14 protein-coding genes are annotated in these 13,798 nt (G+C 70.0%); 5 read left to right on the forward strand and 9 right to left on the reverse strand.

The window, feature by feature from the left end:
* Positions 1-90: 90 nt before the first annotated feature.
* Positions 91-522: an organic hydroperoxide resistance protein gene (locus QN245_RS20505; RefSeq protein ID WP_160968419.1), complete on the reverse strand. Its 432-nt coding sequence runs from the start codon at positions 520-522 to the stop codon at positions 91-93.
* A gap of 74 nt (positions 523-596) precedes the next feature.
* Complete coding sequence (locus QN245_RS20510; RefSeq protein ID WP_317844094.1) at positions 597-1,055, reverse strand: MarR family winged helix-turn-helix transcriptional regulator; 459 nt, start codon at positions 1,053-1,055, stop codon at positions 597-599.
* 143 nt (positions 1,056-1,198) lie between these two features.
* On the opposite strand from QN245_RS20510, the gene QN245_RS20515 reads away from it, so the two are divergent.
* Complete coding sequence (locus tag QN245_RS20515; RefSeq protein ID WP_317844095.1) at positions 1,199-1,591, forward strand: hypothetical protein; 393 nt, start codon at positions 1,199-1,201, stop codon at positions 1,589-1,591.
* 22 nt (positions 1,592-1,613) lie between these two features.
* Here the strand turns inward: QN245_RS20515 and zapE are convergent, their stop codons facing one another.
* Together zapE and QN245_RS20525 are read right to left on the reverse strand one after the other, a co-directional pair.
* Positions 1,614-2,711, reverse strand: coding sequence for a cell division protein ZapE (gene zapE, locus QN245_RS20520; protein ID WP_317844096.1), 1,098 nt, complete (start codon positions 2,709-2,711; stop codon positions 1,614-1,616).
* Positions 2,708-3,373: an alpha/beta hydrolase gene (locus QN245_RS20525; protein ID WP_317844097.1), complete on the reverse strand. Its 666-nt coding sequence runs from the start codon at positions 3,371-3,373 to the stop codon at positions 2,708-2,710. The genes zapE and QN245_RS20525 overlap by 4 nt, the downstream gene beginning before the upstream one ends.
* 86 nt (positions 3,374-3,459) lie before the next feature.
* Between QN245_RS20525 and QN245_RS20530 the strand changes: the two genes are divergently transcribed.
* Entirely contained in the window at positions 3,460-4,323 is an 864-nt protein-coding gene (locus QN245_RS20530; protein WP_317844098.1) for an EamA family transporter, read from the forward strand.
* 178 nt (positions 4,324-4,501) lie between these two features.
* On the opposite strand, the gene QN245_RS20535 is transcribed toward QN245_RS20530, so the two are convergent.
* Complete coding sequence (locus QN245_RS20535; RefSeq protein ID WP_317844099.1) at positions 4,502-5,827, reverse strand: GTP-binding protein; 1,326 nt, start codon at positions 5,825-5,827, stop codon at positions 4,502-4,504.
* Between the two features lie 75 nt (positions 5,828-5,902).
* Between QN245_RS20535 and QN245_RS20540 the strand changes: the two genes are divergently transcribed.
* Positions 5,903-6,286 (forward strand): MerC domain-containing protein, encoded by a 384-nt coding sequence (locus QN245_RS20540; protein ID WP_317844100.1) that lies wholly within the window; start codon positions 5,903-5,905, stop codon positions 6,284-6,286.
* An 813-nt stretch (positions 6,287-7,099) separates the two neighbouring features.
* Here QN245_RS20540 and QN245_RS20545 read toward each other — a convergent pair.
* From QN245_RS20545 to QN245_RS20560, 4 genes are all read right to left on the reverse strand, one after another.
* A complete protein-coding gene (locus tag QN245_RS20545) occupies positions 7,100-7,303 on the reverse strand; it encodes a hypothetical protein (protein WP_317844101.1) in 204 nt (67 codons plus the stop codon).
* A 214-nt stretch (positions 7,304-7,517) separates the two neighbouring features.
* Positions 7,518-9,290 carry an ExeM/NucH family extracellular endonuclease gene (locus QN245_RS20550; protein ID WP_317844102.1) on the reverse strand — a complete coding sequence of 591 codons (1,773 nt, stop codon included), beginning with the start codon at positions 9,288-9,290 and terminating at the stop codon, positions 7,518-7,520.
* Between the two features lie 93 nt (positions 9,291-9,383).
* The gene (locus QN245_RS20555; protein ID WP_160968408.1) at positions 9,384-9,902 is read right to left on the reverse strand and encodes a c-type cytochrome; all 519 of its coding nucleotides are present in this window, start codon (positions 9,900-9,902) and stop codon (positions 9,384-9,386) included.
* A gap of 151 nt (positions 9,903-10,053) precedes the next feature.
* Positions 10,054-10,662 (reverse strand): TetR/AcrR family transcriptional regulator, encoded by a 609-nt coding sequence (locus tag QN245_RS20560; RefSeq protein ID WP_317844103.1) that lies wholly within the window; start codon positions 10,660-10,662, stop codon positions 10,054-10,056.
* A 132-nt stretch (positions 10,663-10,794) separates the two neighbouring features.
* On the opposite strand from QN245_RS20560, the gene QN245_RS20565 reads away from it, so the two are divergent.
* Together QN245_RS20565 and QN245_RS20570 are read left to right on the forward strand one after the other, a co-directional pair.
* Entirely contained in the window at positions 10,795-11,958 is a 1,164-nt protein-coding gene (locus tag QN245_RS20565) for an isovaleryl-CoA dehydrogenase (protein ID WP_317844104.1), read from the forward strand.
* 112 nt (positions 11,959-12,070) lie between these two features.
* Positions 12,071-13,681, forward strand: coding sequence for a carboxyl transferase domain-containing protein (locus QN245_RS20570; RefSeq protein WP_184449779.1), 1,611 nt, complete (start codon positions 12,071-12,073; stop codon positions 13,679-13,681).
* Positions 13,682-13,798: the final 117 nt, after the last annotated feature.

The raw sequence follows: 13,798 nt of genomic DNA on the forward strand, positions 1-13,798 counted from the left end.
CGGCACCCGCAACGCGAACGGGCGGCCACTGGCCGCCCGTCGCTTACCGCCATGGACCGGCGCACGCGCCGGCCAAGACATCCCGCTGGCTCAGCCGAGCACAACCAGCTTGACGTCGATGTTGCCGCGGGTGGCGTTGGAGTACGGGCACACCTGGTGCGCCTTCTCCACCAGCGATTCCAGCGTCGCACGCTCCACGCCCGGCGCCGCGATGCGCAGTTCCACCGCGATACCGAAGCCGCCCGGGATCTGGCCGATGCCGACATGGCCCTCGATGTTCGTCTCGGCCGGCAGCGTCACCTTCTCCTGCCCGGCGACGAACTTCAGCGCGCCGATGAAGCAGGCCGAGTAGCCGGCCGCGAACAGCTGCTCCGGGTTGGTGCCGTCGCCGCCGGCGCCGCCCAGCTCGCGCGGGGTCGACAGCTTGACGTCCAACGCCTTGTCGGGGGTGGCGGCGCGGCCGTCGCGGCCCCCGGTGGCGGTGGCAGTGGCGGTGTAGACGATGGTGGTCGGTGAAGCCATGGTGGTTCTCCTTGGAGGGTGGCGCCGCGGCGCCATGGGTGTAGAGGGGATGGGGTGATCGGAGCCGGAATCGCTCAGGGCGCGGCCAGCAACTTGCCGCGGACCTCTTCCAGGTCGTGCTTGAGCCGGGTCAGTTGCTGCAGGTCGCAGGCGACCGCGCACAGCACGCCTTCCGGCACTGCCTGCGCACGCGCACGCAGGGCCTGGCCCTCGGCGGTCAGCGCGATCAGCACGCGGCGCTCGTCCTCGGCGGCGCGGCGGCGGGTCAGCAGGCCGACCGCCTCCAGGCGCTTGAGCAGCGGGGTCAGCGTGGCCGAATCCAGGAACAGCTTCTCGCCGATGTCCGAGACACTGCAGCCGTCCTGTTCCCACAGCACCAGCATCACCAGGTACTGCGGATAGGTCAGGCCGAGCTCGCCCAGCGGCCCGCGGTAGAGCTTGTGCATCGCCAGGTTGGCCGAATACAGCGCGAAGCACAGCTGGGTGTCCAGCTTCAGCAGCGCGGTGGCGTCGGGGGGAGAGGTACGGTCCACGGGAGGAGATATTACATAGTGTGCGATTCAATCGCAAGCGATATTTTTGCCGGTGCTAACTTCCGGCTGAAGCGCTCGGCGTCCTGCCCCTGTGCCGCCGCTGGCGCAGGATTACGCTGCCGCGCAGCCCGAGGAGTCTCCGCATGCGCGCATCGTTCCTGCTGCTGGCCGCGCTTGGCGGTGCGCCCGCCGCCGTCGTGCCGAACACCCTGCCCGCCGGCCCGGTGCTGGTCGGCGCCGGCGCCGACGCGCTGGCGCGTGAAACCCATCGCCAATGCCCAACGGTGCCGACCGACCGGCTCACCCCGGCCGACCTTCTCGATGCCGAGGACACGTTTCGCGACGGGCTGTCGGTGGCGCAGCGCCAGGCCATGGACCGGCAGTTGCCGCAGGACGGCGCGTTCGGCCCGGCCCGCTGCGCACGCAGCGAAGGCGGCGCCAGTTGCCCGGCGGCCGCCTATCTGCAAGAGATTGCGGGCGCGGGCCTGATGCCGCGCTTCGTCGCCGGGCTGTGCGCGCCCGGCGCAGTGCGCTGAGCGCGCGCCGGCGCTCCTGCGTTCAGACCCGGTGCGCGGCCGACAGGTACTCGGCGCTCTGCATCTCGATCAGCCGCGAGGCGGTGCGCTCGAAGGCGCCGGCCAGGCGCTCGCCGGTGTACAGCAGCGGCGGCGGATCCTGCGCGGTGCAGACCAGGTTGACGTGGCGGTCGTACAGCTCGTCGATCAGGTTGACGAAGCGCCGCGCCGCATCCTCGTTCATGCGGTCGAAGTGCGGGATGCCGCCGAGCAGCACGGTGGTGAACTCGTGCGCGATCTCGATGTAGTCGCTGGGACCGCGCGGGCCTTCGCACAAGGCGACGAAATCGAACCAGACGATGCTCTTGCCGCGCGCGCGCACCGGGATCTTGCGCCCTTCGATCTCGATGTTGCCGCGGCGCGCCTCGGCCTTGCCGGTCAGCGCGCTCCAGCGTTGCTCCAGCCAGGCGTCGCTGTCCTCGACCAGCGGCGCGCGGTACACCGGCGAGCGGGTCAGCGCGCGCATGCGGTAGTCCTCGGCGCCCTCGGCGTACAGCTCCACGCAGTAGGTCTGCAGCAGCGCGATCGCCGGCAGGAAGCTGTCGCGCTGCAGGCCGTTGAGGTACAGGTTCTGCGGCGCGGTATTGGAGGTGGTGACCAGGGTCACACCCTCGGCGAACAGGCGCTCGAGCAGGCGCGACAGCAGCATCGCATCGCCGATGTCGGTGACGAAGAACTCGTCCAGCACCAGCACGCGCAGCCGGCTGCGCCACTCCTGTGCGATCTTGGCCAGCGGATCGCTCTGCCCGGCATGCGCGCGCAGGCGCTCGTGCACGCCGCGCATGAAGCGGTGGAAATGGGTGCGGTACTTCCGCGTGATCGGCAGGCCGTCGTAGAACAGATCGACCAGGAAGGTCTTGCCGCGGCCGACCCCGCCCCAGAAGTACAGGCCGCGCACCGGCTCGGGCTTCTTCCAGAACGCCGACAGGCGGTCCAGCCAGCCGTCCTGGTCGCCATCCACGATCGCGACGTGGATGCGGTCCAGTTCGGCCAGCGCCGCATGCTGGGCCGGATCGTCGCGCCAGTCGCCGCGCGCCACGCCCTCGGCGTAGCGCTGCGACGGCAATGCCGCCGCGCTCACGCCTGTGCCGCCGGCAGCCAGCCCTTGACCGCGTGCTGCAGCGCGCCGCGCAGGTCGATCAGCTTGCGATGGAAGAAGTGGCTGGTGTCGGGCATGCGCACCAGCTCCGGCTGCGCTTCCAGGGTCTCCAGCCAGTCGTACACGGCCTGCGGATCGACGATCTCGTCGGCCTCGCCCTGGATCACCAGCCACTGCGGCGGCGGCACCATCTCGGAAAAATCCCAGCGCCCGGCCGGCGGCGCGATCGAGATCAGCACCTGCGGCTGCAGCGCGGCGCTGGCGCGCAGCGAGACATAGGCGCCGAAGCTGAAACCGGCCAGCCACAGCGCGTCGTGCGGGCGCTGCGCGCGCACCCAGGCGGCCACCGCGGCCAGGTCCTGCTGCTCGCCCTCGCCGTGGTCGAAGCTGCCGGCGGAAGCGCCGACGCTGCGGAAGTTGAAGCGCACCACGTGCACGCCCAGTTCGCGCAGCGCGCGCGCGACCATCGTCACCACCTTGTTGTGCATGCTGCCGCCCTCGGTGGACAGCGGATGGCAGACGATGGCGGTGACCGGCAGCGCGGCGACGTCGGTGTCGGGCAGATCGACCGCGGCCTCGATCGGGCCGGCGGGGCCTTGCAGCGTCACTGGGCCGGAGGCGGTGGGGAAAGCGGGAGAGGTCATGCGGTCATAATACCGGGGCTGGGTCGTGGCCACATGCGGATGCGGTGCACGCAGCGTTCTTTTTCCCTTCCCGATCCGGATCCCGCGTGGCGTTCGTCCTGTTGAGTGTTGTGTGCAGCGTGCTGGTCTCGGCACTGCTGAAGCTGGCGTCGCAACGGCGCATCGACCTGGCCCAGGCGGTGACCTGGAACTACCTGGCGGCGCTGCTGCTGTGCGCGGCCCTGCTGCAGCCGCCGCTGGCCGCGCTGGACGGCGCGCATACGCCGTGGGCGTCGCTGCTGGCCCTGGGCGTGCTGCTGCCGGGCATCTTCCTGGTGCTGGGCCGCGCGGTGGCCAGCGCCGGCATCGTGCGCACCGACGCGGCGCAGCGGCTGTCGCTGCTGCTGTCGCTGGCCGCGGCCTTCCTTTGGTTCGGCGAACACGCCAACGGCGCCAAGCTGGCCGGCCTGGCGCTGGGCCTGCTGGCCATCGCCGGCATCGTGCAGCGGCCGGATACGACGCCGCGCAGCGCCGCAGGCACCGCGCCGTGGCTGCTGCTGGTATGGGTCGGCTTCGCCGCGATCGACGTGCTGCTCAAGCGCATCGCCCAGGCCGGCACGCCGTTCGCCGCCTCGCTGCTGGTCGCCTTCGCGCTGGCCTTCGTGCTGCTGCTGGGCGTGCAGCTGTGGCGCCACCTGCGCGGCACCGCCCCGCTGGCCTGGCGCAACCTCGGCGCCGGCCTGCTGCTGGGCGCGCTCAACTTCGGCAACATCCTGTTCTACGTGCGCGCGCACCAGGCCCTGCCGGACAGCCCCGCCAGCGTGTTCGCGGCGATGAACCTGGGCGTGATCGGCCTGGGCACCCTGCTCGGCGTCGCCGTGTTCGGCGAGCGCACCAATCGCTGGAACCGCCTCGGCCTGCTGCTGGCGGTGCCGGCGATCGTGCTGATCGCGGTGGGTGCGGGTAGCTAGTTCTCAGCGCGCGCCTGCAACTCCCGCTGCCGATTCTCGAATCGCAAGCGCATCAGTGTCATCACGCTGGAAATGGATCGCCACGAATCTGGCCTGATCGTGCCGGCAGGCAATCAACCCTCAGCACCCGCACCCCGCTCTTACGATTCCCCAATCCCGATTCCCGATTCCCGGCCCCTCAACGCCTCCACGCCGGAAACGGATCCTCCAACCCCTGCCACGCCACCGGCCCCTGCCGCAGTTCGGCGTCGTCGAGCAGGCAGGCATCGAGTTCGGCGCGCACCCGCGCCTCGTCCAGGCCGACGCCGATCACTGCCAGTTCCTGGCGGCGGTCGCCCCATAGCGGATGCCACATCGCCCGCAGCGCCGCGTACTCGCGCGCATCGCCGACCTCCTCGGCCTGCGGCGGCGGCGCGTTCCAGCACGCGGTCTGCTGGCGCTGCCAGCCCAGCTCGGTATACGGCAGCGGCGACGGCGGCAGCACCAGCGGCGTCTCCAGCAGGCCGCGGTCCACGCGCTCGCGCGCCGCGTACCAGAACCCGGCGGCCTGGGTCTGGGTGGCGGCGCCGACGATGGACAGTTCGCCGACCCAGTCCATGCGGCTGGCCAGCCAGAAGAAGCCCTTGCTGCGGATCACGTCGCGCAGGCCGCGCTGCGCCAGCCGTGCGAAGCGCAGCGGATGGAACGGCCGGCGCGCGCGATAGACGAAGCTTTCGATGCCGAACTGCTCGGTCTCCGGTGCGTGCTCGCCGCGCAGCGCCTGCATCCAGCCCGGCGCCAGCTGCGCGCGCACGAAGTCGAAGCTGCCGGTGTCCAACACCAGCTCCAGCGGTACGTCCCCGCGGCTGGCCTCGACGATGCGCGCATCGCGGTTGAGCGCACGCAGCACCGCGCGGGTGCGGTCGAGGGTGGCCGCATCGGCCAGGTCGGCCTTGCTGATCACGACCACGTCGGCGAACTCGATCTGTTCCACCAGCAGGTTGACCAGCCCGCGGTCGTCGTCGGCCCCGGCCTGCAGCCCGCGGTCGGCCAGCCGCTCTGCCGAACCGAAGTCGCGCAGGAAGCTGACCCCGTCGACCACGGTGAGCATGGTGTCCAGGCGCGCGACATCGGCCAGACCGCGGCCGTCGGCATCGCGCACGGCGAAGGTGGCCGCCACCGGCATCGGCTCGGAGATGCCGGTGGATTCGATCAACAGGTAGTCGTAGCGCCCGCTCTCGGCCAGGCGCTGCACCTCCTGGCGCAGGTCGTCGCGCAACGTACAGCAGATGCAGCCGTTGCTGAACTCGACCAGGGTTTCCTCGGTGCGGCTGAGCGCGGCGCCGCCGTCGCGGATCAGCGCCGCGTCGATGTTGACCTCGCTCATGTCGTTGACGATCACCGCCACGCGGCGGCCGTCGCGGTTGTGCAGCACGCGGTTGAGCAGGGTGGTCTTGCCGGCGCCCAGGAAGCCGGACAGCACGGTGACGGGAAGGCGGCGATCGGAAACGGTGGAGATGGACATGGCGGGCATCGGCGCGAAGGCGTGGCGGGCTGGAAATGTTACTATATAACACTTAATGCACTGGAGTGGACGTCGATGAAATCCCTGCCGCAATCCTTCTTCGATGCCTCGGCGATGGTGTTGTCCGGGCTGTGCTTGCTGCACTGCCTGGCGTTGCCGTTGCTGGCCGCGGCGCTGCCGCTGTTCGGGGTCTGGGCCGAGGCCGAATGGGTGCACGTGCTGTTCGTGGCGATCGCCGCGCCGTTGGCGGGGCTGGCGCTGTGGCGCGGGCATCGGCGCGACGCGCTGCCCTGGCCGCTGTGGACGCTGGCGGCGCTGGGGCTGCTCGGTCTGCTGGCCGGCGCCTTCGGCATTCCCGACGAGGCCAGCGAGACCGCGATGACGGTGAGCGGCAGCCTGGCGCTAGCCAGTGCGCACCTTTGGAATTGGCGCCGACACCTGCGGCGTTGCCGGCATTGAGCGCAGACGCGAGCGCGGGACATGCGGCATAGCGTGCGGCCGCCGAGCGGCAATCAGGGCCGAGGCGCAGTTTGCTGTCGCTGTCGCCTTGGCAGTTGCCGTCGCCTCTGCTGTTGCTGACGCTTTGGCAGTTGCCGCTGTTTCTGCCGTTGCTGTTGCCGTTGCCGTTGCTCTGGCTTTTGACTTACCGGGTTCCCTTCCGCAGCGGCGGATGGACCGGGGAAAAACCCGAAGGGCGGCGTACATGGATGTACGCCGTTCGCGGCAGGGGCAGGATGCCCCTTCCGCGAATCCCCGGTGCATCCGCGGACCCGGAGCGCGTAGCGCGGAGGGCGCGAGGCAGGGCGCGCTTTCTTTTGGTTACCTTTTCTTTGCGCGAGCAAAGAAAAGTAACTCGCCCGCAAGGGCGAAAGCCGTTGCTGTTGCTCGAAGTTTGTGTGTCAGGCGAGAAGGTCTGTAGGAGCGGCTTTAGCCGCGACAGGCAGAATGGACTCGCGCTGTCGCGGCTAAAGCCGCTCCTACAATTCAGCGGCCGCCGCCGTAGCAGCAAGTGCAAGAGCAAAGCTTTCGCCTTGCGGCGAGTTACTTTTCTTTGCTTGTGCAAAGAAAAGTAACCAAAAGAAAACACACCCTGCCTCGCGCCCTCCGCGCTGGCGCGCTCCGGGTCCGCGTCCAGCACGGGGATCCGCGGAAGGGGCATCCTGCCCCTGCCGCGGACGGCGCACGTCCATGTGCGCCGCCCCTTCGGGGTTTTTCCCCGCGTTGGCCGCCGCTTCGGAAGGGAACCCGGTAAGTCAAAAACAAGAGCCAAAGCTAAGCAACAACAACAGCAACTGCCAAGGCGAAAGCAACTGCCAAGGCGAAAGCAACTGCCAAGGCGAAAGCAACTGCCAAGGCGAAAGCAACTGCCAAGGCGAAAGCAACAGACGATGCTGTCGCTCTATCGCGCAAAGCACCGCATCTACCGACTTCGATTGGCACAACGGCAAAACGCGCAGCCAACGCCGTGAAAGACACCAGCACTCCTTCAGAATCGCTGGTGACACGCAAGGCAGGACGCGCAGCGGCAGTCCTCCCGAAACGCAACGCAGCGCAACTCCGCATGACGGCAGTCGTACGCTTTGCAAACAACAGGAGCCCAGATAGGGACGTCCCGCAAGTCGAGGATGGGGAAAAGGAGGCCGACGATCGGCTTTTTCCGATTCCCCATTCCCGTTTCCCCATTCCCAGCCTACAGATCAAACCCCAGCAACAACGGATCGTGGTCCGAACTGCGCCACGGGCCGGGCAGATCGCGCTCGCGATAACCATCGCTGTCGGGCAGGTCCGCGTTGACGTGCCATTCGGCGGCGCCGCGCAACCGCGCCGCCAGCGCCGGGCTCAGCAAGGCGTGGTCGAGGCGGCCGCTGAGGCCGCGGTAGACGAAGCTGTAGGGATGCGCGACATGCGCCTCCTGCAGCGCGTCGCGCCAGCCGGCGTCGCGCAGCAGGCGCAGGGGGTCTTCCATCGCGTAGGCGTTGAAATCGCCGAGCAGCACGCTGGACGTGCTGCCGGTACCAGTGGGGTCGCTGCGCAGCCAGGCGTCCAGGCGCCGCGCCGACTCGGTGCGGGTCGCGTTCCAGCAGCCCTGGCCGTCGCCGCGGTCGGCATCCGCACCGCTGGCTTCGCCGCAACCCTTGGACTTGAAGTGGTTGGCCACCACCACGAACGGCGCACCGCTGCCGTGGCGGAAAGCCTGCGCCAGCGGCACCCGGCTGTGCTCGGCGAACGGGCCGCCTTCCAGCATCGCCGGCTTGCCGACCGGGCTCACCCGCGAGACGCGGTAGATCAGGCCGACCCGGATCGGGTTGTTGCCGGGGCCGTGCCCGGCATCGACGAAGCGCCAGTCGCCGCCGCCGGCGTTGAGCGCGTCGACCAGGCTGGCAATCGCCGAGGTCGGGCCGTAGCCGTCGTTCTCCAGTTCCATCAGCGCGGCGACGTCGGCCTGCAGCGGACGGATCGTCGCCACCAGCTTGCGCAGCTGCGCCTGGAACTCGGCCGCCGTGCGTGCACCACGCAGGGTCGGGAAGCCGCCGCCGCGGCCATCGCCGTTGAAGAAGTTCTCCAGGTTGAACGCGGCGATGCGCAAGGTACCGTCGACCTGCGGCGGCGCCGGTTCCGGCGGCGGCGTCAGCTGCAGCGCAGCGGTCGGGTACAGCCGCGCGACGCCGTCGATCACCCCGCCGACGATGCCCTCCACGTCCTGCACTGCGCTGCCTGCGCGTGGTGGTGCGGCGGCGCTACCCAGATAGTCCGGGAGTTTTGCCGTTGCCGTTGCCGTTGCCGTTGCCGTTGCCGATGTTGATGTTGATGTCGGAGTCGGAGCCGGCGCATCGAGCGTGCCCAGCCGCAGCCCGCGCCGCGCATTGTCGGCGACCACTGCCGCCTGCTCGGCGCTGCCGGGCGCGGCCACTTCGCTGGGCTGCCACAGGCGCCCGCCGAAGGCCACGCCGAGTTCGCCGGTCTTGCCCAGCGCATCGTTGTCGACCACGGTCAGCGGCGCGGCGATGCGCACGCGCATGCCGGCCAATGCCGACCAGTCGGCCGGCGCCGCGTCGAGCACTTGCAGCGGCAAGGGCTGCGCCCGCGCCAGTACGGTGTGTCCCTGCTCCAGCACGCTGCGCCCGACGAATGCGGTGCCGGCCTTGGCCGAGGCAGCGGCCTGCGGTGCCAGTTCGCCCCACACCCGCACGCGGTCGCCCGGGGCCAGGCTGCGCTCGGCATCACCGCGCACCAGCAGCGCGTCGGCGGTCAGCGGATCGTCGTCGCCGGCATCCTGCACCAGGTAGCCGCTGCCGCCGGCCTCCACCCGTGCGGTGACCACGCCCTCGAACACCACGCCCTGCGCCTGCGGGCCCGGGCGCAACTGCCCGATCGGCAGCAATGGCGGCGGCGTCAGCGCCTGCGCGGCGGGGGCTGCGACCAGCAGCAACAACGACAACAACGATGGCGGCGGCATGCGCATGTGATCACTCTCCTTGTTTGCGCCGGCACGCGACGGGCGCGGAAACGAATGCGCCGCCCGAAGGCGGCGCAGTGGCGTGCGGGAGGCGCAAGGTTACTTCAGGTTGGCCAGCATCCAGTCCACGGTGGCGTGGATCTGCTCCTCGGTCAGCCCGGGATTGCCGCCCTTCGGCGGCATGATGCCCCCATCGGGGCCGGTATAGCCCTCGATGGCATGCTTGTAGAGCGTCTCCTTGCCCTGCGCGATGCGCTTGTCCCAGTGCGCATGATCCAACGTCGGCGCCTTGCCCACGCCCGTGGTGTGGCAGGCGGTACACAGGTTGTTGAAGATGGTCTTGCCGTCGGTGGTGCCGCCGTAGGCCGCCTGCGCCGAGGCCTTGGCCAGCGCCGCCGCCTGGGCGGCGGCCTGCGCCGCGGCGCCGGTGCTGCCGGCATAGACCGCGCCGACCGGCGCGATGCGTTCCTCGGTGCGCTTTTGCGCGATCGGCGACACCTCCGGCGGGATGGCCCGCTGCAGGTAATGCGCGAACACGATCAGGCCGATAGTGATCAGCACCAGCAGGCCGATCACCATCGAGAAGCGCTTGAGAAATTCGAGGTCGTAATTCCGCACATCACACCCCTTTGGCACGTGGTAATCCGGACCACCGCTACGCGACCGAGTATAGCCAGCGTTTGCGCCGCGCGGCACGCCGCAATGGCACGGAATCGCAGGCGATGCGTGCTGCATCGCAGCAGTTCGGCGCAGGCGGCATGACGTCGGCTCAGGCGCTGCCCACCGCGCGCAGGCAGAACCCGCACACAGCCTCGACCAGGCGATCGCTGTCGCGCGGGCCGTCGCGGCTGGGCGCGGTCGGGCCGACCAGGGCCTCGGTATAGGCGCCGACCAGGCATGCGGCCGCCGCATCCAGGTCCTGCGCGGGGAACTCGCCCGCGGCCACGCCGTCGGCCAGGATGCCCTTGAACACGTCGCCGAGCAGGCGCCGGCAGCGGATGCGCTCGGCGTCCACCTCCGGCTCCACCGGCTCGGCGATGAAGGCGTAGGCCAGGCCGGGGCCGGCCAGGGCGCGGCGCACGAACGAGGCGATGGCGTCGCGCAGGCGCTGCGCCGCCGGCGCCGGCGTGGCGGCGATGGCGCGCAGGATGGTCAGCTCGTGCTCCACCGCCGCGGTCAGCACCTCCACGAACAGTTCGGCCTTGGACGGGAAATGCCGGTAGATCAGCCCGGTCGAGACCCCGGCCTCGGCCGCCACCGCGGTCACCGGGGCGCCGCGGAAGCCGTCGGCGGCGATCAGCCGGCGCGCCGCCAGCAGGATCCGCTGGCGGTTGCCGGCGAGGCGTTCTTCCATCAGGGCGGAGCGTTTGTAGGCCATGGCGTGATTCTAAGTTCAATTAATGAATTTCTGTTCACTTCTTTGCCGTTCCCGGCTACGCTGGGCGCTCTTGCCCGGCGCGGGTCCGATTCTAGGCGCCGCCGGCCACCCGCCATTCCCGGAGTTGCCGCCATGCTGATGCCGTCGTTGAATTTCGAGTTGGGCGAGGAGGTCGACCTGCTGCGCGACAGCGTCGCCGCCTTCGCCGCGCGCGAGATCGCGCCGCTGGCCGAGCAGGCCGACCGCGACAACGCCTTCCCTGCGCCGCTGTGGCGCAAGCTCGGCGAGCAGGGCCTGCTCGGCCTCACCGTCGAGGAGGAATACGGCGGCAGTGCGATGGGCTACCTGGCGCACGTGGTGGCGATGGAGGAGATCTCGCGGGCCTGCGGCGCGATCGGCCTGTCCTACGGCGCGCATTCGAACCTGTGCGTGAACCAGTTGCGCAAGAATGCCAGCCCGGCGCAGAAGGCGCGCTACCTGCCCAAGCTGTGCAGCGGCGAGCACGTCGGCGCGCTGGCGATGAGCGAGCCGGGCGCCGGCTCGGACGTGGTGTCGATGAAGCTGCGCGCCGAGGCCCGCGGCGACCGCTACGTGCTCAACGGCAACAAGATGTGGATCACCAACGGCCCCGACGCCGACGTACTGGTGGTCTACGCCAAGACCGACCCGAGCGGCGGCGCGCGCGGCATCACCGCATTCATCGTCGAGAAGGGCATGTCCGGCTTCAGCACCGCGCAGAAGCTGGACAAGCTCGGCATGCGCGGCTCCAACACCTGCGAGCTGGTGTTCCAGGACTGCGAGGTGCCGGCGGAGAACGTACTCGGCGAAGTGGGCGGCGGCGTGCGCGTGCTGATGTCCGGCCTGGACTACGAGCGCGTGGTGCTGTCCGGCGGTCCGCTGGGGCTGATGGCGGCGGCGCTGGATGTGGTGCTGCCCTACGTGCACGAGCGCCGCCAGTTCGGCGAGCCGATCGGCAGCTTCCAGCTGATGCAGGGCAAGCTGGCCGACATGTACGTGGGCCTCAACGCCTGCCGCGCCTATGTGTACGCGGTGGCGCGCGCCTGCGACGCCGGCCGCACCACCCGCCAGGACGCCGCCGGCGCGATCCTCTACGCCGCCGAGAAGGCGACCTGGCTGACCGGCCAGGCGATCCAGGTGCTGGGCGGCAACGGCTACATCAACGACTATCCGACCGGGCGCCTGTGGCGCGATGCCAAGCTCTACGAGATCGGCGCGGGCACCTCGGAGATCCGCCGCATGCTGATCGGCCGCGAGCTGTTCGAGCGGACCAAGTGATGCGCTGCGAAAGAGGTATGGGCCGAAAGGCCGTTCCGACGTCACCGCGGCGGGGCTGAAGCCCCTCCCACATTCGCCGCCCAACCTTCCCTCCTCCCTCCACGGCCCAGCCATGAGCGCGATCCAGACCCAGTTGCAACCCGGCAGCGACGCCTTCGCCGCCAATGCCGCCGCGCTGCGCGCGGTGGTCGACGACCTGCACGCCACCCAGGCGCGCATCGCCCTGGGCGGCAGCGAAGCCGCCCGCGCCAAGCACCAGGCGCGCGGCAAGCTGCTGGTGCGCGAGCGCATCGATGCCCTGCTCGACCCGGGTAGCGCGTTCCTGGAGATCGCGCCGCTGGCGGCGCTGGGCCTGTACGACGACGAGGTGCCGTGCGCCGGCGTGGTCGCCGGCATCGGCCGCGTCTCCGGCGTGGAATGCGTGATCGTCGCCAACGACGCCACGGTCAAAGGCGGCACCTACTACCCGATCACGGTGAAAAAGCACCTGCGCGCGCAGGAGATCGCCCAGCAGAACCGCCTGCCGTGCATCTACCTGGTCGATTCCGGCGGCGCGTTCCTGCCGCTGCAGGACGAGGTGTTTCCCGACCGCGACCACTTCGGCCGGATCTTCTACAACCAGGCCAACCTCTCGGCACAAGGCATCGCCCAGATCGCCTGCGTGATGGGGTCGTGCACCGCCGGCGGCGCCTACGTGCCGGCGATGAGCGACGAGACGGTGATCGTGCGCGGGCAGGGCACCATCTTCCTCGGCGGCCCGCCGCTGGTGAAGGCCGCCACCGGCGAGGACGTCAGCGCCGAGGACCTGGGTGGCGCCGACGTGCACACCCGCATCTCCGGCGTCGCCGACCACTTCGCCGACAACGACCTGCAGGCGCTGGCGCGGGTGCGCGCGATCGTCGCCCAGCTCAACTGGCGCAAGCCGGCCCCGGCGCTGGCGCTGCGCACGCCGGAGCCGCCGCTGTATCCGGCCGAGGAACTGTATGGGGTGATCCCGGCCGACCCGCGCAAGCCGTTCGACGTGCGCGAGGTGATCGCGCGGGTGGTGGACGGCTCGCGCTTGGACGAGTTCAAGGCACGCTACGGCACGACGTTGGTCACCGGCTTCGCGCACGTGCACGGCTATCCGGTCGGCATCGTCGCCAACAACGGCATCCTGTTCTCCGAGTCGGCGCTCAAGGGCGCGCACTTCATCGAGCTGTGCGCGCAGCGCGGCATCCCGCTGGTGTTCCTGCAGAACATCACCGGCTTCATGGTCGGCCGCAAGTACGAGCACGGCGGCATCGCCAAGGACGGCGCCAAGCTGGTGATGGCGGTGGCCTGCGCCAAGGTGCCCAAGTTCACGGTGGTGATCGGCGGCTCGTTCGGTGCCGGCAATTACGGCATGTGCGGGCGCGCGTATTCGCCGAATTTCCTGTGGATGTGGCCGAACGCGCGCATCGGAGTGATGGGCGGCGAGCAGGCGGCGAGCGTGCTGGCGACGGTACGCCGCGACGGCATCGCGGCCAAGGGCGGGCAGTGGTCGGACGAGGAAGAGGCGGCGTTCAAGGCGCCGATCCGCGATCAGTTCGAGCGCCAGGGTCATCCGTACTACGCCAGTGCGCGGCTATGGGACGACGGGGTGATCGATCCGGCGCAGACGCGGCGGGTGTTGGGGCTGGGGCTGTCGGCGGCGTTGAACGCGCCGGCGGAGCCGAGCCGATTCGGGGTGTTCCGGATGTGAGTGGGCGCATGCGCTCGGGGTGGCAGGCGCGTGCGCGCCGGGAGCGGCGGTGGCCATGCAGGTGGTCGCTGACGATTCCGGCAGCAGCGTGTCCGGCAATGGACTCCACGATCGGCT

The organism is Xanthomonas rydalmerensis, assembly GCF_033170385.1.
GTDB lineage: Bacteria > Pseudomonadota > Gammaproteobacteria > Xanthomonadales > Xanthomonadaceae > Xanthomonas_A > Xanthomonas_A rydalmerensis.

Bases quoted from the DNA above. Each gene is read 5' to 3' on its own strand.
- QN245_RS20505 (WP_160968419.1), bottom strand. From the start codon at position 522: ATGGCTTCACCGACCACCATCGTCTACACCGCCACTGCCACCGCCACC.
- QN245_RS20515 (WP_317844095.1), top strand. From the start codon at position 1,199: ATGCGCGCATCGTTCCTGCTGCTGGCCGCGCTTGGCGGTGCGCCCGCC.
- QN245_RS20525 (WP_317844097.1), bottom strand. From the start codon at position 3,373: ATGACCTCTCCCGCTTTCCCCACCGCCTCCGGCCCAGTGACGCTGCAA.
- QN245_RS20535 (WP_317844099.1), bottom strand. From the start codon at position 5,827: ATGTCCATCTCCACCGTTTCCGATCGCCGCCTTCCCGTCACCGTGCTG.
- QN245_RS20540 (WP_317844100.1), top strand. From the start codon at position 5,903: ATGAAATCCCTGCCGCAATCCTTCTTCGATGCCTCGGCGATGGTGTTG.
- QN245_RS20550 (WP_317844102.1), bottom strand. From the start codon at position 9,290: ATGCGCATGCCGCCGCCATCGTTGTTGTCGTTGTTGCTGCTGGTCGCA.
- QN245_RS20560 (WP_317844103.1), bottom strand. From the start codon at position 10,662: ATGGCCTACAAACGCTCCGCCCTGATGGAAGAACGCCTCGCCGGCAAC.
- QN245_RS20565 (WP_317844104.1), top strand. From the start codon at position 10,795: ATGCTGATGCCGTCGTTGAATTTCGAGTTGGGCGAGGAGGTCGACCTG.
- QN245_RS20570 (WP_184449779.1), top strand. From the start codon at position 12,071: ATGAGCGCGATCCAGACCCAGTTGCAACCCGGCAGCGACGCCTTCGCC.